The organism is Lacihabitans sp. LS3-19 (genome assembly GCF_024343575.1).
Classification (GTDB): domain Bacteria; phylum Bacteroidota; class Bacteroidia; order Cytophagales; family Spirosomataceae; genus Leadbetterella.
Map to the genome: position 1 here is coordinate 17,870 of NZ_RJUA01000112.1, position 17,708 is coordinate 35,577.

Sequence of the window (17,708 nt, forward strand, 5' to 3'; positions counted from 1 at the left end):
CTTTATGGTTTCGTTGCGTGTTTTAGATGAAAATGATGCTTCCGATTTAGCTTTTTTGGCCAATAATATAAACATTTGGAACAACGTCCGTGATTATTTTCCGCATCCTTATAGCAAAGAGGATGCGGATTTTTTTATTGATTTATGTAAAAAAGAAAAGCCTCAGGTCACTTTTGCTATTGAATATAAGCATAAGACTTGCGGAGTAATCGGGCTGGTTTTACAAAAAGACATATATAAACATTCTGCTGAAATTGGTTACTGGATTGGAGAACCTTTTTGGGGAAAAGGAATAGCCACTAATGCTGTGAAACAAATGGTAGAATATGCATTTCAAGAATTAAAACTAAAGAGAATATTTGCAGGAATATTTGAATACAACAAAGCCTCCATGCGGGTTTTAACAAAATGTGGTTTTCAAATGGAAGGAATTTCTAAAAAGGCTTTAATAAAAAATGATGGATTTTGGAATGAGTATAGATATGCAATTGTGAATTGAAATCTTCAAACCTAAAAACTTAAATACCAACAATTTATTTTTTTAATCTAAATTAATTAAATTTGACATAACAACCTTAAAGCTATGTCAATTTCAAAAAAAATAGGCTTTTTAACAGCATACTCGTTACCATTTTTGATAATTCTATCATATTATTTTGTCGGAATTATTTGGCCATTTCTTCCGGCTTTGTATGCTTATGTTTTTGTTCCATTATTAGATGAAATTATAGGCAATGATGCTCAAAATGTCCAAAAAGAGGAATTTGAGGATTTGCTTCAAGAAAAATATTTCGACTTTTTAGTTTATTCTCATATTTGGATACAAATCGGCCTATTGTTTTTTATTACTTATCAGTTTGCTACGCAAAGTCTTACAGACCTCCAAGTTTTTGGATATATCTTAAGTCAAGGCGTTTATGCTTCTTCTATCATAAATGTTGCACACGAATTAGGCCACAGAAAACATCCTTTGGCACAATTACATGCCAAAATTGGCTTAATTTCAGTTTGTTATGCTCATTTTACGGTTGAACACAACAGAGGCCATCATGTAAATGTAGCCACACCAAAAGACCCAGCCACTTCAAAATTCAACCAAACTGTTTTTTCGTTTTGGAAACAAACCTTAATCGGAAGCTTCAAAAGTGCTTGGCACATTGAAAAATCACTGTTAGAAAAGAAAAACATCGCAGTTTTAAGCTTTAAAAATGAAGTATTACAAGGTATTTTTGGAAGTATACTATTGTTAACCCTCTTGACTGGATTTTCATTTTATTTAATAAATGAATTTACTTGGCTGCCTATAATATTTTTCTTTGGCCAAAGTATAGTCGCTGTATTATCTTTAGAATGTGTGAATTACATTGAACATTATGGTATTTTAAGACAAGAAATAATTCCAGGAAAGTACGAAAAAGTAAATCCTTTGCACTCTTGGAACGCCAACCATTTCTTTAGCAATCTGTTATTGTTCCATCTTCAAAGACACTCTGACCACCACGCTTATGCTTCAAGACCTTATCAGGTTTTAAGACATTTTGACGAAAGCCCACAACTGCCTTTCGGATATCCAGTAATGATTTTGATGTCGCTTTGTCCTCCTCTTTGGTTTAAAATAATGAACCCTAGGCTTCAAAATTGGAAATCAAAATCGTATGATTCTGATACAATAAAGCATATCGTTAGACAATTTGCGTAAACACATCCTTATTTTTTACCAGATTTTGGTCAAAAATAACCATTAGAAAAGACTTTTTAACAACCATCATTTTTTGAATAGGAAAATTTAAAAAAATATGTAAGTTTGTAAAAAAAGAAAATACATGCTTAAACAGCTTAAATCGCTTTTTATTATAACCGAAGAAGCTAAAACTGAGACTTCAGAGAAAAAATCAGAAGAAAATAACGTAAATACTGAAGGTGAAAAAACAGAAAATCTGCCAAAAGTAAATACCTATTCTAACAAAGTTGACAATGGAATCCTTGAAAAATTATTGAGCAATATCGAGCAAAACAACCTTGAAGGATACGACTATTTCGAATTTAGGGCGGCTTTGATTAATATGGCCAAACTAAACCTTGACGAACCCACAAAGTTCAGGTCAGCTTTTGCTTCTTTGTCACCGATTGGGCTAACAGTCGACAAACTTTCAGAAACAGGAAGTTATTATATAGACATTTTGGTCAACGAAGAGAAGAAGTTTTCAGAAGCGATTGAGAATCAAGTAACCGAAAAAATAGAAGGTAATAAATCGAGAATTGTAGATTTGGAAAAAATGATTTCTGAAAAGTCAGAAATGATTAAAAAATTCACTGATGAAATTCAAGTTTTTCAAACCGAAATTGGTTCTATAAATCAGAAATTAGACGAAAACAGCCAGAAAATTGAGCAAACCAAAAATAGTTTCACAACTACAATGGAATACCTAAAAAATGAAATAAAAACCGACATTAATAAAATCAAAGAATATTTAAAATAATGAGCAATCTTATCGAACCTAAGACTTTTTGGGAGAAGCCAGAAGGAAAAACTGGAATATTTACCCTAGCCGGAATCGGCCTTGGAGCTGGATATCTTTTATATAAGGCTCTTCCTTTTCTAATTTCACTCACTTCCAACCTTCTTTATCTCTCGTTTTTGCTTTTGGCTTTGGGAGCCTTGATTTACTTGGTTTTGGATCCAAAAGTCCGCAACCTCGTATTTTATATTTACAAATCTTTTATGAGATGGATTACGGGACTTTTTATACAAATTGACCCGATAGGAATCCTTAAATCTTACATTGGTGATCTTAGAAACAATCTGGTAAAAATGAACAAACAGATTGCTATTCTCAAAGGTCAAATGATTAAGCTTAAGCAAATCATTACCCAAAATGAGCAAAACATAAACGAAAACCTAAAACTAGCAAGCAAAGCCAAAGAAACTGACAAACAGGCGATTATGGTTTTGAAATCGAGAAAAGCTGGCAGACTACAAGAGTCAAATATGCGACTGGACGAGCTTTATAAAAAAATGGAGGTTTTATATAAAGTATTGTTTAAAATGTACGAAAACTCTGAGATTTTGTTAGAAGATATTCAAGACCAAGTGCAGGTAAAAGAGCAAGAAAGAAAAGCCATAAGAACGAGTCACTCTGCTATGAAATCTGCTATGAATATCATTTCAGGAAATAATGACAAAAGAGATATGTTTGACAGAGCCTTGGAAGCAATTGCAGACGATGTAAGCTTGAAAGTTGGTGAAATGGAGCGTTTTATGGAAATGTCATCGAACTTTATGGATTCTATTGACCTTCAAAACGGTGTTTTTGAAGAAGAAGGACTTGAGCTATTGGATAAATGGGAAAAAGAAGGCGTTTCGCTGTTACTTGGAAATGAAAAAAATATTTTGGTGAAAGGCAGCGGAAACAAAGTAGATTTAGATGCTCCACTTCCAGAAAAAAACCAAAGGTCTGGCAACCACAACAATAATTATAACGAACTTTTTAATTTTTAAAAATATAAAAAAATGGAAAAAACTAGACTTACACCTTTCGCAAAAATATTGATTGTATTTGGTATAGTTGGGGCTATAGGATATGGTTTATACCAACTCCGCGGTAGTTCTTTGGCTACAAAAGATTCGGTTTTTGGAGATAGTAGTACCACAACAGATGCAAAATCAAAAGATGTAATAAACGTAGGCGTGGTTACTTGGGGCGGATACGCTGGTGGTCAATATTTCAACGAAGGGTTTGAAGCAAATAGCAAATCGAGATTTCTTAAAGACTATGGTTTTAATGTAAACTTCAAGGTTATTGACGATTTTGATGCGTCTAGAGATGCATTTAAAAGCGGCGACATTGACTTGATGTGGGCTACAGTGGATGCATTTCCTACTGAAGTGGCAGGTCTTGCACAGTTCGAACCACAAGTTGTATTCCAAGCAGACTGGTCTCGTGGCGGTGATGCAATAGTAGTAAATAGAAACATTAAAAATGTTGCGGATTTGAAAGGCAAAAAGGTTGCAGTAGCACCCATGACGCCGTCTCATTCATTTCTAATTTGGTTGTTAAACGCCGGCGACTTAAAAATGTCAGACATAAAATTAGTCGAAGTACCAAGTGCTATTGATGCTGCTGATGCTTTTAAAAGCGGAAATGTAGATGCCGCGGTGGTTTGGAGTCCGGACGATCAAGACTGTGTTAAAAAAGTGGCTGGTGCTAAAATCTTGGAAAACACTAAAAACGCTTCTCATATTATAGCCGACGTATTCATTGCAAAAAAAGAATTTGTAGACAAAAACAAAAAGAGACTTCAACAACTTTACGAAGGTTGGATGATAGGAGCAGCAGAGCTAAATCAGTCAGACGAAAACAAAAAGAAAGCGGCTGGTATATTAGCCACGGGTCTGAAAATGCCTGAAGACTTTTGTTATAATGCAATCAATAACGTAAGGCTTGCAACGCATGGAGACAACAAGAACTTTTTCCAATTAAACTCCGATTATAAAGGCGTTACTGGAGAAGAGCTTTACAATACCATGAAAATGAAATATGATGAATTGGGCTATAAAACAGCAAATGTTAAAAGCTGGAGATTGGTTTCGAATAGCGACTTGGTTACAAACACTTCGCTTTCAGGATCAGAAAATGATGCAGAAGAAGGGGCTACCTTCAACGTAGCATCTTCAACTGACGCAAAAAAAGAGGCAATTTCTACTAAAAATGTTTCGATAACTTTCAATACTGGCCAGTATACTTTAGATGAAAACGCAAAACAGTTGATTGACTTGCAGTGTGTGCCTATTGCCAAATCTTTCTCAAATGCGAGAATTAGAATAGAGGGAAATACAGATAATGTAGGCTTGAGAGAAAGCAATGTTGCACTGTCGAAAAGAAGAGCTCAAGCTGTAGTAAACTACATGGTGACAGAATACGGCATGCAAGCCGAAAGATTTATAGTGGTGGGCAATGGCCCAGACAAGCCATCGAAAGGTTGCGAGGCAAATGACAACGAAAGATGCAAAGCCAAAAACAGAAGAACTGATTTCGAATTGGTTTCAAATTAAAAAATCTTAAAATGGAATTGTTTGCATTAAGAGGTAAATTAGATTCAAAGCAAAGCTTGATCCTGATGATTTCTGGAGCAGTTTTGGTTATACTTTTTTGGTTTGCCTTATCTGAAATATTATCAAAAACCATCATTACCCAAACCGATTTCGGTAATGATAAAATCGAAAACAGCATAGACCATGAGTCGGATCTAGGTAAAGATTTAAGTCTAAAAACCGACGAAGAATTATCTAAAATAGGTTACGCTAGAGAAAAAGTATATCCACTTTTACCCTCGCCTATCAGCGTTGTAAAATCATATAGTGAACTTATTTCGGAAGATGATTTGATAGGCAATACATTTTTCTCAATAAGACTCAATTTTTTCGGTTATGTAGTTGCTATAATACTGTCAGTCATTATCGGGTTTATTCTTGGTTTGGTGCCACTTTTCAGAGGATTATTTAGCAAAATATTCGATTCATTTAGGTTTATTCCTTTAACGGCAGTTACGGGTATTTTCATTATGTGGTTTGGGCTTGGTTCTGAAATGAAAATCAGTTTTTTGGCTTTTGGTATTATGGTGTATCTAATTCCAGTTGTGGTACAAAGAATAGACGACGTTAACGAAGTTTATCTCCAAACTGCCTTTACCATTGGAGCCAGTTATTGGCAAACCATAAAATCGGTTTTTGTTCCGTTTACTTTTTCAAAGCTAATAGACGACATCAGAGTACTTACGGCTATTTCTTGGACGTATATAACCATAACGGAAATGCTGAACAAAGGTGGTGGAATAGGAGAATTGATTTGGATGGCAAAAAGGCAAAGTAGAATAGATAAAGCTTTTGCAATATTAATTGTAATTGTTTTAATCGGTATTATTCAAGATCGCCTATTTGTTTTTTTAGATAAAATATTATTTCCTCACAAATACGTAGCCGCTAAAAACAGATAAGAAATGAGTAAAATTATTTTCAAAGACGATCCAAATCTGGCCAATCTAATTGATTTGAGAGGTATCTCCCAATCTTATGATGAAAAGCAATCTTATATCATCAAAGACCTTGATTTATTGGTAGAAGATAAACCTATGCAGGGTCAGTTCGTGATTTTGTTAGGAATGTCGGGCTGTGGAAAGTCCACTATTCTAAGATATATCGCTGGCTTGCAAAAGCCAACTGAAGGCACAGTGCTTATAAAAGGAAAAGAAGTAAACGATGAAAATAGAGTCGGAATGGTTTTTCAGCAGTATTCTTCATTTCCTTGGCTTTCAGTTTTAGACAATGTAGCTCTACCGCTAAAGTTCAAAGGCGTTGGCTCCGCTGAGCGAAAAGAAAAGGCAATGGAGATGATTAAGCTGGTTGGACTAGATGGACAAGAAAACAAATACGCTCTATCTCCGTCTCTTTCTGGAGGTCAGTTACAAAGAGTAGCTATAGCCAGAAGTCTAATTTCAAACCCTGAAATCATCTTAATGGATGAACCATTCGGTGCGTTGGATATTAGAACCAGACTACAAATGCAAGATTTGCTTTTAAACGTTTGGGAGAAATTCCACAGCACTATTGTATTTGTAACACACGATATTGACGAAGCCGTATATCTTGGAGATGATATATATATTATGAATTATGCTCCATCAAATATTGTGGAGCATATAGTGGTAGATCTGCCTTTTCAAAGAAATAGATTGATTAAAAAAGACCGAAAGTTTACGGAAATAGTTCAACATGTAGAAGATAGCATGATGAGAATAACGGAGAAGAAATGAAATCCAAAACTTTAGATATTGCTGTAGATTTTAAGAATAAACTTCCTGAAGATTTGAAGGGATTTTTTTTTGCTAAAGATGATTTAAAGTTAAATCTTATTTGGTCCATTTCTGAAAAATTCAAAAATCTGAATCTTCAGAAAGAAGACATAGCTTTGGTGTATTCCAAAGTCCAAACGCTTGAAAATCCAGATATCATAATAAGTGATTTAAAAATTCATTTTCAGCAGGAATCCCCTATCAATATAAGTCATTTTTTGTCTAATTCAGAAGTTTTTAAAGGCTTAGACAAAACGCACGCTGAAGTTTTGGAAAGTTTTTTAGAAAAAATAAAAACGCAAAAAACCGAAGAAACTAATTACCTGAAAGACACGGCATTCCTTACCAATAAGCTCAAAGATTTGTTTAATATCGAAAAAGACAAGACCGAGAATTTTGTAATAAATAAAGCATATCTAGACTTATTGGCCAAAGAAGGGGAAGAACTCCAAAAATTGAGTGAGGATTTAGCCCAATCAAAAGATGTTCAAGATGCTTTAAATCTTTTGGTGCAGACATCAGACGCCGCCGAAAACTTTACGGTGACGCATGTTTTGATGCATGACCTTATAAAAATTTATAATATCCTATCTCCAGTTCTTTCTAAAAAAACAGATGATGATCTCATAAAAATCAAGTTTTTCTTGGCCTATTTCTTTGAAAAAATCCAAGGAAATGATATTTCAAAATCGCTCACTATAGAACGAATAAATCAAATGGTTAGCAAAGACCAATTTGAAAAAAACATTCAAACGATTGTAGATAGCTCCATTTTTACACTTCCTGACGAATACAAAGATGAGTTTTTGCTTTCAGCCATTCTTACCAGATTGGAGCATCCGCTTAAGACTTCCTCAATAACACTTTTGCTAAGGTTAGTACAGATTTTGATAAAAATTGACGATGAAATATCCGAAGGTGAGAAAGAGGTTTTAGAAAAAATAAAAGAAAGACTTTTTCATCCAAAAATAAAAATAAAAGGTGTAGAAGTAAGCGAAGTGCCCGAAGGAGAAAGTTTTGAAGATGTGATGAAAGAGCTGGATGAATTGATTGGATTGGCTGAAATCAAGAAAAGTATCCGGGAGTTTGCGGATTTTCTTAAAGTGCAAAAAATCAGAGAAACTTCAGGATTGAAACCCGTTAATAATTCATTGCATACTTTATTTTTAGGCCCTCCGGGTACAGGAAAAACTACTGTTGCACGTATTTTAGGAAGGATTTACAAGCATTTGGGATATTTAGAAAAAGGACATTTGGTAGAAACCGACCGAACAGGAATGGTGGCGGGATACATAGGACAAACTGCCATAAAAGTTGACGAAATAGTCACCAAAGCCCAAGAAGGTGTACTTTTTATTGACGAAGCCTATTCACTTTCTAGAGATGGAGACGATAAAAAAGACTTTGGCAATGAAGCCATTGAAGTGCTTTTGAAGAGAATGGAGGATAAAAGAGACAATTTTGTGGTAATAGCCGCTGGCTATAATGACGAAATGAAAACTTTCATAAACTCTAATCCAGGCCTTCAATCCAGATTCAATAGGCACTTTATTTTTGACCATTATCATCCTGAAGAACTTTTAGGTATTTTTGAATTGTATTGCAAAAAAAATGACTTCGAACTTAGTGAAGACGCTAGGGAAAAGCTATTTTTTATCTTCGAAAAACTCTACGAAAAAAAACACAAAGGCTTCGGGAATGCGAGAGTAGTCAGGAATCTTTTCGAAAAAGTAATTGAAAATCAATCGAGTAGAATCATAAAAATCAGCCCGATAACCAAAGAATTATTGATAAAAATCGAAGAACCTGACATACCTCCAGTCAACCAAACTGTAGAGAAATTCTTGTACTTTTTACAAAACCAAGAGGAAGAAACAGAAGCTTGACTTACAGAAAAGTTATTTTCATTTGGTTTAGATCTGTTCCATAGCTGAACTTTAAAGCTATTTCTACTTTATCTCCAGCAAGTACCGTTTTTGAATTTTGAGCTCGTACAATCGTCGGAGGCATTAAGCTATCAGTTCCAGTAAAGTTAGCTCCAGGACAAACTTCAACATAAGACTCTAAAAACAGACCATTAATTTCGCCTGATAGACAAGCTTCAGTTTTTAATATCAACTCAACATTTAAATCATTTTGTTGATTAAAATCTATTTGATTTACCAAAAACTGACCTGAATAAAAAGTTGGCTGATGCCGTGTAAATTGAATTGGAAAATGATCAATTCCGTTATCAAAACTATTAAAACAAAGCCTACAGAAATTCAGTATTTTATTTGGGAAAAAACTGCCCTCGGTTTTTAGAAATTTTCGAGCATAATCAAAAATCTGGACTTGCAATTCATTGGCACAAAAAATACTCATCAACTCTCCTATCACAGCGTCCACTTTTTCGGGCAGTTCTACTTCAAAAACACTTTTCGAAAAAAACTCTACTTTGTTTTCCCAACCATTATTTTTTATTATTTGCTCAATATTTGCTTTTACCTCAGGATTGCTCTCTATCAAATATGCTTTTTTTACAAAAGGCAAGTACAAGCTCGACAAAGGCATATTTCCAACGCCTATTTCACAAACTACCTTATCTCTAAAAAAATTATTCAGCCCAAATGCTTTTGCAAAAGCTCCAACTCGTTGAGCATCCGTTTCCATTATTTTATAGTATAATTCAGGAAAACCAAAGTGATCGGGATTAAAAGTTTGTGCTTTAAGCAGCTCATATTTTAGTTTCTCATAATTCTCAACTATGCGTGTTGAAAGCTTAGACAATTCCATATTTTTTGTTGCGTTATTATCAAATTTAAAGAGATTTAAAACCCAAGTTCAATTTAATAAAAATAAATCAGCTTTTAAATTCTCTTAAAAAAACTTAAACCTCTCCCTTTCACCCCTTAAATAATTCCATTTATCCTTTTGCAACGCTTTGTCTATTGTTTTCATCTTTTCTAAAAACTATATTTACTAATATTTCAAATCTAAACTAAAAGCTATTTACCTTGAAAAGAAGAAATTTCCTTCAATTATCAGGTATGGGATTGGGAGCAGCTATGTTGCCTAATATTCCTATTATGGGAAACACCGTATCTTACGAAGCTCTACTCAATGGCTCCATGGACGTTGCCGTAAAAAAACGTTTGGCTGATGCTGCCTTAAATGCTGCAAAATCCAAAGGAGCAAGCTATACTGACATCAGAATTGGCCGATATCTCAACCAATTTGTGGTAACTCGAGAGGACAAAGTTCAAAATATCGTCAATACTGAATCTTATGGCGTCGGAGTTAGAGTTATTGCCGACGGCTGTTGGGGATTTGCCGCAGTAGTAGATGCCAAGTCTGAGGCTGACACAGCTCGAGCAGCTGAAGAAGCCGTAGCCATAGCTAAAGCCAACGCAAGGTTGTTAAAAGAGCCAGTTGTTTTAGCTCCTCAAAAAGGTTTTGGTGAAGTTAGCTGGAAAACACCAATTGTTAAGAACGCCTTCGAGGTGCCTATTCAAGAGAAAGTTGATTTGCTTTTGGGCGTAAATGATGCCGCCATGAAAAACGGAGCAAACTATATGAATTCTGTTTTGTTTTTGGTAAACGAACAAAAATACTTTGCTTCTTCTGATGGTTCATACATTGATCAAGATATTCATCGCACTTGGCCTATTTTTAACGTAACATGTATTGACCCAAAATCAGGAAAATTTGAAACCAGAAATGCCTTGAGTGCTCCTATGGGCATGGGTTATGAATATCTTCAGACCAATCCTAAAGACAAAATATCGGGCATCACTACCAGATACAACAAAGGCTATGATATGCTTGAAGACGCTATTTCGGCGGCACAACAAGCCAAAGCCAAACTTTCAGCCAAGTCAGTTGAAGCTGGTAAGTATGATTTGGTTTTAGATCCATCTCATCTTTGGTTGACTATTCATGAGTCGGTAGGTCATCCGCTCGAACTTGACCGTGTTTTAGGTTATGAGGCCAACTTTGCGGGCACATCCTTTGCTACACTCGACAAATGGGAATCTAAAAACTTCAACTACGGAAGCAAAGAAGTTACACTTTTCGCAGACAAAACCCAAGTAGGTTCACTAGGAGCAGTTGGCTGGGACGATGAAGGCGTTAACACTAAAAAGTGGGATTTGGTAAAAGATGGCACTTTGGTAAATTATCAAGCCATCCGTGACCAAGCCCATATCATTGGAGAAAAAGAATCACATGGATGTTGCTACGCTGATAGCTGGTCTTCGGTGCAATTCCAACGCATGGCCAATGTTTCACTTGCTCCAGGAAAAACTCCTCTTTCTGTAGAAGAAATGATAAAAGATGTAAAAAAAGGAATCTATATCATCGGCGACGGTTCGTTTTCTATAGATCAGCAGCGGTACAATTTCCAATTTGGGGGTCAACTGTACTATGAAATAAAGGATGGAAAAATAGGAGAAATGCTCAAAGATGTCGCCTATCAATCTAATACGCAAGAATTCTGGAACTCATGCACCAAAGTTTGTGACGACAGAGACTATAGATTAGGAGGTTCGTTTTTCGATGGAAAAGGTCAACCTTCGCAGTCTAGTGCGGTGTCTCACGGTAGTTCTACTGCAAGGTTTGATGGTGTAAACGTGATAAATACTGCAAGGAAAATATAATTGGTTATTGGTTATTGGTTATTGGTTATTGGTTATTGGTTATTGGTAAAATGAGTTTGATAGCTATAAGTTCCAAATCATCGAAACTTTAGGACTGTCCCAAAAATCATTACCAACCTTTTTGAACCTAGCATTATTTTTTTCAATTTAAAAAAAGAATTTAAAAAAAATGAGTATAATATTAACAGAAACAGAAGCTAAGGCATTGCTAACGAAAATAATAGGGTTTTCGAAGGCAGACGAATGCATAGTGAATATAGTTGGCGAACGTAGAGGAAATATCCGTTATGCTAGAAACGAAGTTTCAACTAGCGGAGCCTTAACCAACAAAAACATAGCGGTTACTTCAGCTTTTGGCAACAAAGTCGGAACTGCCACCATCGACGAATTTGATGATGCATCTTTAGAAAAAGTTGTAAGAAGGGCTGAAGAACTGGCTAGGCTGGCACCCGAAAATCCAGAATACGAAGGATTGGTAGAACCTCAAAAATACATGAAAGCCAATGGTTTTTTTGATTCTACAGCTGGAATTAACCCAGACAAAAGAGCCGAAAAAGTAGCCCAAAGTTTGGAACTTTGTCGCGATGAGAAGCTTGTAGGAGCGGGTTTTCTTGAAGATCAATATGGCTATACCGCTATCATGAACTCCAAAGGCTTATTTGCCTATTATGCTTCATCTAATGTCAACTTTTCTTTGACGGTTCGCACCGAAGACGGCAAAGGCTCGGGTTATGTAGCCAAAGGGTATAGTGATTTTGATAAACTAAATACGGTTTCGGCCACAAAAACTGCTCTTCAAAAAGCAAAAGCCTCCGCCAGTGCTCAAGCAATAGAGCCTGGAAAATATACTGTAATATTAGAAGCAACGGCTGCCACTGTTTTATTAGAAAACATTTTCTTTGGTATGGATGCCCGCAGTGCAGATGAAGGTCGCTCGTTTTTCAGTAAACCTGGTGGCAAAACAAAATTGGGCGAAAAAATAGTAGACGAAGCAGTGACTTTCTACTCAGACCCAGCACATCCAGAATTGCCATCTTCGCCGTGGTCAGGTGAAGGTTTGCCTCAAGAAAAACTAAAATGGATTGATAAAGGCGTAGTTAAAAACCTAGCTTATTCTATTTTCTGGGCTAAAAAGAAAGGTATTAAACCTGTACCTTTTCCAAATAACATGATTATGGAAGGAGGAAAATCTAGCCTTGAGGAAATGATAAAAAGCACAAAAAGGGGAATTTTGGTAACTAAACTTTGGTATATAAGGCCTGTTGATCCTCAAACATTACTCTTGACTGGACTAACCAGAGACGGAACTTTTTATATTGAAGACGGAAAAATAAAACATCCCATAAAAAATTTAAGGTTTAACGAAAGTCCAATAATTATGCTGAACAATCTCGAGACACTGGGAATTTCAGAACGAGTAGTGAGCACTGAATCGAATCAAAACTATATGATTCCACCTATGAAAATCCGAGAATTTACCTTCTCGAGTTTAAGTGATGCAGTTTAATTTTTAGGCAAAATATGAAATGGCAAGTTTAAAATTCTTGCCATTTTTTATGTTTCAAGCAAATACAATTGACCTATTTAATGAAAATTCAGTCAATACATTGACTAAATTAACGTTAATTCAGTCATTATAATGACCAAATTAACATAAATTTAGTCAAAATATTAATATTACTAAGAAAAAAAGCGTTACTTTTGCTAGTACTATTTTTTTATAATTATGGTAGTAGAAAGAAAAATAAAGGCAAGGTTATTAAAAAATCTAATACCTGGAAAAGTAAACGTAGTTTATGGAGCTAGGCGAGTAGGCAAAACTTTTTTGATCAAACAAATAGCAGACGAACTCAACGTAAATTATTTATGGCTAAATGGAGAGTTGCCAGAAACCCAGGAGATTTTAGAAAAGAAAAACTTAAACGAATATAGAAATATTTTTGCGGGATTCGAAATAATAATAATTGACGAAGCTCAAGCGATAAATGATATTGGTAAAATCTTAAAAATAGTAGTAGACGAGTTGCCACATTTAAAAATCATTGCAAGCGGCTCGTCAGCATTTGACTTGGCAAACAATCTTGGGGAACCCTTGGTCGGCAGAGCTTTTTGGCACGAAATGTACCCATTGGCACAATTAGAAATAGCAAACAGTGAGAATTTTTTCGAAACAGCGAGAAGAAAAGAAGAGCGATTAATCTATGGAAGTTACCCTGAAATTTATACATTAGAGGGTTTTGAGCAAAAGGAAGAATACCTAAGAGATCTAGTAAATTCTTATCTTTTAAAAGACATTTTGATCTTAGACGGCGTCCGGAATTCTTCAAAAATCTATGATTTACTCAAACTTATTGCCTTTCAACTGGGCAAAGAAGTGTCGTTAAACGAATTGGGAACGCAGCTCGGAATGAGTAAAAATACGATAGAAAAATACCTTGACCTTCTGGAAAAAGTATTCGTTTTGAAAAAAATACCAGGTTTTAGTAAAAACCTAAGAAAGGAAGTCACGAAAAGTTCGAGGTGGTTTTTCTGGGACAATGGCATCAGAAATGCTGTAATTAACGATTTCAAAAGCTTGGCGTTTAGAAACGACACTGGCGAACTATGGGAAAACTATCTTATGATGGAGCGACTCAAAAAAAATGGCTACGAAAAAAACAATGTAGAAACGTATTTTTGGAGAACATATGACCAACAAGAAATAGATTGTATTGAAGTAAAAAACGGAGAAATTGAGGCTTATGAATTTAAATATTCCAGTAAAATAGCAAAAACTCCAGGTGGATTTGCACATGCTTATCCCGAATCATCGTTTTCTACAGTAAACAAAGACAATTATTTAGATTTTATAATTTAGACAATCTGCTTCCGTTTTTAATAAATAAAACATATTAAAAGTATTGCCGAAAAACCTTTCTAAAACGGAATAAGCATCGACAGCCTAAATACTTATGAAGAAATGGCTATTTTTGACATTTCAAACAAAAAGGTTTTTGAGAAAAAGCTTGAAAGCCAAAATATTGAAAAAATAAAATTGCCCAATTTGAACCCTGGGACTTATTTTTTGAAATTGAAAAAAGAGAAAAATATACATTTTTTCAAGATAATGAAAAACTAAAAAACCATAATGAAATTCATCAGGACTTGTGCTTTTTCAATAGTTATATTCCTTCAAATATTGGCGTGCAAAAAATCGCCAATAGATGTAATCCCTGTTGTAGAACCTGTTAAAGAAACCCCCAAAGACACAACAGTTGTAGTAATTCCTCCAAAATATCTTAAAGAAAACACTTGGATTTATGCCCAGATGAAACAAAACTATCTATGGGAATCTGACATGCTTGTTGAAGAAAAAACAGATAAAAATCTAGAACCAAAAGCGTATTTTGAGTCTTTGCTTAGCCCAAACAAGGACTGGGTGTCATATATGAAAATCCAAAAAGAGGACATGCTGGATTTTTGGAATGGAAATCTAAAATCTTATGGAATAAGATATGCAATAATTAAAAAAGAAGATGGAACAAATAATTTGAATCTGGCCATCTCATTGGTCCTTAAAGATAGTCCTGCAGAAAAAGCAGGTATGTGGAGAGGCGATATTATCACCAAAATTAATAGTAGCAAAATCACAGCAACAAACCTTGCTCAATTGTTAGAAAGTGACCAAGCTGAATTTGAATGGACAAACACAAACCAAGATAATTTCAAAGAAACAATCATAAAAAAGAAGTTTCAAGTAAACCCTTTTCAAACTACTGAAGTTTTTGAAATAGGTTCCAAAAAAATTGGCTATCTAACTTATGCACAATTCCTTCCAAATGTAGAGAATGAATTAAGAAAAATTTTTGGAGATTTCAAAAATCAAAATGTGAACGAATTTATTTTAGACTTAAGGTTTAATCCAGGTGGATTTACACCCAATACCGAAATCATGGGTTCTCTTCTGGTAAAAAATCTAAACCCTGGTACTGAAATGTACCATAATGTTTGGAACAAAAGCATAACCGAAGAAAAAATAAAAACCAGTGGCCTGGATGCTGGAGTAAGAACATGGACTTCGGAAGTAAACAATCTTGATAAACTCCAAAGGCTTTATGTTTTAACTTCGAAAACCACTTCCTCGTCTTCAGAGCTGATTATCAACTGCTTGAGGCCATTTATGGATGTAATAATTGTTGGGAACAATACCTATGGGAAAAATGTGATTTCGGTAATTCTGACAGACGAAACAAATTCCTTACCTTATGGTCTTATGCCAGCATATACAACTATCCTTAACGTAAAAGGAGAATCAAACTATGGAACCAAAGACGGCTTTACACCAGACTATTCCGTTATTGACGATATTATGCCCTATTATCCATTGGGAAACCCTAACGAGACACTTCTGAAAAAGACACTAGAATTAATCACTGGAATTCCTCCCATAAACACAATTGATAGCCTACATTATAAGGTGAATTTAAAAGACAACTACCACTATTATGATAGCGGGGCAACCCATACTTTTTAACAAAAAACCTATTTGAGATAAATATCAACAATAACATCTACTCAATTTCCCCGTTTGACCATTTCATTACAATATATTATCTTTAAAGCTTATATTTAAAAGAAAAAGCTAATTGAAACCTTTCGTATTTACCCGTATTCAATATAATTCTGGCGACTGGGACACTGACCAACGTATGCCTAGCAATGTTTTGAACTCACTCGTAGAATACACCACCATACCGATTGACGAAAAAGAAAGGATTATTTACCTAACGGACAAAAATTTATTCCGAAGTCCAATTTGTTATCTTTCAGGGCATAAATTAGTAGAATTCACTTCACTTGAGCGGGACAATTTGCATCGATATATTCAAAACGGAGGTTTTCTGTTTGTAGATGATTGTAACCATGACATCGATGGACTTTTCGCTAAATCATTCGAACAAGAAATGGGTCAAATATTCGGTCAAAAAGCTTTACAGAAAATCCCAAATACACACGAGATATATAACAGTTTTTTTAAATTTGAAGGCCCACCTACTACTAGTTTTGAACTCAATGGTTGGGGAGACGATCTCGTTCATGATTACCTAAAAGCCATAACTATTAATGGTCGAATATGCGTTTTGTATTCCAATAAAGACTACGGCTGCGAATGGGACTATGACTTCAGAAATAAACGGTGGTTGGCCGAAGACAATACCAAGTTTGCCGTAAACATCATCAATTATGCATTAACAATATAAAATTTTGGAAAATCTAAAAACACTCGTAAACAAACTACCAAAGCTAAAAACCGAAATAGGGAAAGTGATAGTTGGCCAAAGCCAAGTTATTGATGAAATTTTGATATCATTTTTGGCAGGAGGGCATTGTCTTTTGGAAGGCGTCCCAGGACTAGCTAAAACACTGATGGTAAAAACACTAGCGGATGCTCTTGATATGCAATTCAAGAGGTTACAGTTCACACCTGACCTAATGCCCGGTGATATTATAGGTACTGAGATATTAGAGGAAGACCACGAAACTGGAAAGAAATTTTTCAAATTCAATAAAGGGCCTTTGTTTGCTAACATAGTTTTGGCAGATGAAATAAACCGTACGCCACCAAAAACCCAAGCGGCACTTTTGGAGGCTATGCAAGAATATAAAGTGACTTATGCTGGTGTAAACTATGATTTGGACAAACCTTTTTTGATAATTGCAACTCAAAATCCGATAGAGCAATCCGGGACTTATCCCTTGCCTGAAGCTCAACTCGATAGATTTTTGTTGTTTATTAAACTTTATTATCCGTCGGAATCAGAAGAATTAGAAGTGCTAAAAAGTACTACTACGGATAGAAAAGTAAACATTGAAAATGTTTTTTCGGCAGCAGAAATCCTTGAATTACAAAACCTTACAAGACAAGTACATATAGATGATGCTTTGATAGAAAAAGTAAATGCATTGGTAAGAAATACTCGACCTCAAACCAGCACATCGGAATATGTAAAAAAATGGTGCGAGTGGGGAGCAGGACCAAGAGCTGGACAAGCGTTAATACTTTGCTCGAAAGCTAGAGCAATACTCCAAGGAAGATTTGCGGTTATTCCAGAAGACATAGAAACACTGGCATTTCCAGTTTTACGTCACAGAATTTCTCTGAATTTCAGAGCAGAAGCAGAAGGAATAAGTACAGACGATGTGGTAAAAATGCTCATAAAGTAAAAAATAGGCATATAACAA

At 35.1% G+C, this 17,708-nt stretch carries 16 protein-coding genes; 15 read left to right on the forward strand and 1 reads right to left on the reverse strand.

The window, feature by feature from the left end; all coding sequences use genetic code 11:
- The first annotated feature begins 4 nt into the window (after window positions 1-4).
- From EGI22_RS16120 to EGI22_RS16155, 8 genes are all read left to right on the forward strand, one after another.
- Complete coding sequence (locus EGI22_RS16120; protein ID WP_255069445.1) at window positions 5-499, forward strand: GNAT family N-acetyltransferase; 495 nt, start codon at window positions 5-7, stop codon at window positions 497-499.
- Between the two features lie 84 nt (window positions 500-583).
- Window positions 584-1,699 (forward strand): alkane 1-monooxygenase, encoded by a 1,116-nt coding sequence (locus EGI22_RS16125; RefSeq protein WP_255069446.1) that lies wholly within the window; start codon window positions 584-586, stop codon window positions 1,697-1,699.
- Between the two features lie 124 nt (window positions 1,700-1,823).
- Window positions 1,824-2,480 (forward strand): hypothetical protein, encoded by a 657-nt coding sequence (locus tag EGI22_RS16130; protein ID WP_255069447.1) that lies wholly within the window; start codon window positions 1,824-1,826, stop codon window positions 2,478-2,480.
- Window positions 2,480-3,499, forward strand: a complete 1,020-nt coding sequence (locus EGI22_RS16135) for a PspA/IM30 family protein (RefSeq protein ID WP_255069448.1) — start codon at window positions 2,480-2,482, stop codon at window positions 3,497-3,499. Before EGI22_RS16130 ends, EGI22_RS16135 begins: the two co-directional genes overlap by 1 nt.
- Window positions 3,500-3,511: 12 nt before the next feature.
- Complete coding sequence (locus tag EGI22_RS16140) at window positions 3,512-5,053, forward strand: phosphate ABC transporter substrate-binding/OmpA family protein (RefSeq protein WP_255069449.1); 1,542 nt, start codon at window positions 3,512-3,514, stop codon at window positions 5,051-5,053.
- Window positions 5,054-5,064: 11 nt separating this feature from the next.
- Window positions 5,065-5,994, forward strand: a complete 930-nt coding sequence (locus EGI22_RS16145) for an ABC transporter permease (protein ID WP_255069450.1) — start codon at window positions 5,065-5,067, stop codon at window positions 5,992-5,994.
- A 3-nt stretch (window positions 5,995-5,997) separates the two neighbouring features.
- The gene (locus tag EGI22_RS16150; RefSeq protein WP_255069451.1) at window positions 5,998-6,810 is read left to right on the forward strand and encodes an ABC transporter ATP-binding protein; all 813 of its coding nucleotides are present in this window, start codon (window positions 5,998-6,000) and stop codon (window positions 6,808-6,810) included.
- Entirely contained in the window at window positions 6,807-8,735 is a 1,929-nt protein-coding gene (locus EGI22_RS16155; protein WP_255069453.1) for an AAA family ATPase, read from the forward strand. The genes EGI22_RS16150 and EGI22_RS16155 overlap by 4 nt, the downstream gene beginning before the upstream one ends.
- A gap of 1 nt (window position 8,736) precedes the next feature.
- Here EGI22_RS16155 and EGI22_RS16160 read toward each other — a convergent pair whose 3' ends face one another.
- A complete protein-coding gene (locus EGI22_RS16160; RefSeq protein ID WP_255069454.1) occupies window positions 8,737-9,624 on the reverse strand; it encodes a hypothetical protein in 888 nt (295 codons plus the stop codon).
- A gap of 221 nt (window positions 9,625-9,845) precedes the next feature.
- On the opposite strand from EGI22_RS16160, the gene EGI22_RS16165 reads away from it, so the two are divergent.
- From EGI22_RS16165 to EGI22_RS16190, 7 genes are all read left to right on the forward strand, one after another.
- Entirely contained in the window at window positions 9,846-11,486 is a 1,641-nt protein-coding gene (locus EGI22_RS16165) for a TldD/PmbA family protein (RefSeq protein WP_255069455.1), read from the forward strand.
- 169 nt (window positions 11,487-11,655) lie between these two features.
- Window positions 11,656-12,993, forward strand: coding sequence for a TldD/PmbA family protein (locus EGI22_RS16170; RefSeq protein ID WP_255069456.1), 1,338 nt, complete (start codon window positions 11,656-11,658; stop codon window positions 12,991-12,993).
- Between the two features lie 219 nt (window positions 12,994-13,212).
- Window positions 13,213-14,343, forward strand: a complete 1,131-nt coding sequence (locus EGI22_RS16175) for an ATP-binding protein (protein WP_255069457.1) — start codon at window positions 13,213-13,215, stop codon at window positions 14,341-14,343.
- A gap of 75 nt (window positions 14,344-14,418) precedes the next feature.
- Window positions 14,419-14,604 carry a T9SS type A sorting domain-containing protein gene (locus EGI22_RS24165; protein WP_369010879.1) on the forward strand — a complete coding sequence of 62 codons (186 nt, stop codon included), beginning with the start codon at window positions 14,419-14,421 and terminating at the stop codon, window positions 14,602-14,604.
- Window positions 14,605-14,613: 9 nt separating this feature from the next.
- A complete protein-coding gene (locus EGI22_RS16180; protein WP_255069458.1) occupies window positions 14,614-15,999 on the forward strand; it encodes a S41 family peptidase in 1,386 nt (461 codons plus the stop codon).
- A gap of 112 nt (window positions 16,000-16,111) precedes the next feature.
- Window positions 16,112-16,726 carry a DUF4159 domain-containing protein gene (locus tag EGI22_RS16185; RefSeq protein ID WP_255069459.1) on the forward strand — a complete coding sequence of 205 codons (615 nt, stop codon included), beginning with the start codon at window positions 16,112-16,114 and terminating at the stop codon, window positions 16,724-16,726.
- Window positions 16,727-16,730: 4 nt separating this feature from the next.
- Window positions 16,731-17,690, forward strand: coding sequence for a MoxR family ATPase (locus EGI22_RS16190; protein ID WP_255069460.1), 960 nt, complete (start codon window positions 16,731-16,733; stop codon window positions 17,688-17,690).
- Window positions 17,691-17,708: the final 18 nt, after the last annotated feature.

Bases quoted from the DNA above. Each gene is read 5' to 3' on its own strand.
- EGI22_RS16120 (WP_255069445.1), top strand. From the start codon at position 5: ATGGTTTCGTTGCGTGTTTTAGATGAAAATGATGCTTCCGATTTAGCT.
- EGI22_RS16125 (WP_255069446.1), top strand. From the start codon at position 584: ATGTCAATTTCAAAAAAAATAGGCTTTTTAACAGCATACTCGTTACCA.
- EGI22_RS16130 (WP_255069447.1), top strand. From the start codon at position 1,824: ATGCTTAAACAGCTTAAATCGCTTTTTATTATAACCGAAGAAGCTAAA.
- EGI22_RS16135 (WP_255069448.1), top strand. From the start codon at position 2,480: ATGAGCAATCTTATCGAACCTAAGACTTTTTGGGAGAAGCCAGAAGGA.
- EGI22_RS16140 (WP_255069449.1), top strand. From the start codon at position 3,512: ATGGAAAAAACTAGACTTACACCTTTCGCAAAAATATTGATTGTATTT.
- EGI22_RS16145 (WP_255069450.1), top strand. From the start codon at position 5,065: ATGGAATTGTTTGCATTAAGAGGTAAATTAGATTCAAAGCAAAGCTTG.
- EGI22_RS16150 (WP_255069451.1), top strand. From the start codon at position 5,998: ATGAGTAAAATTATTTTCAAAGACGATCCAAATCTGGCCAATCTAATT.
- EGI22_RS16155 (WP_255069453.1), top strand. From the start codon at position 6,807: ATGAAATCCAAAACTTTAGATATTGCTGTAGATTTTAAGAATAAACTT.
- EGI22_RS16160 (WP_255069454.1), bottom strand. From the start codon at position 9,624: ATGGAATTGTCTAAGCTTTCAACACGCATAGTTGAGAATTATGAGAAA.
- EGI22_RS16170 (WP_255069456.1), top strand. From the start codon at position 11,656: ATGAGTATAATATTAACAGAAACAGAAGCTAAGGCATTGCTAACGAAA.
- EGI22_RS16175 (WP_255069457.1), top strand. From the start codon at position 13,213: ATGGTAGTAGAAAGAAAAATAAAGGCAAGGTTATTAAAAAATCTAATA.
- EGI22_RS16180 (WP_255069458.1), top strand. From the start codon at position 14,614: ATGAAATTCATCAGGACTTGTGCTTTTTCAATAGTTATATTCCTTCAA.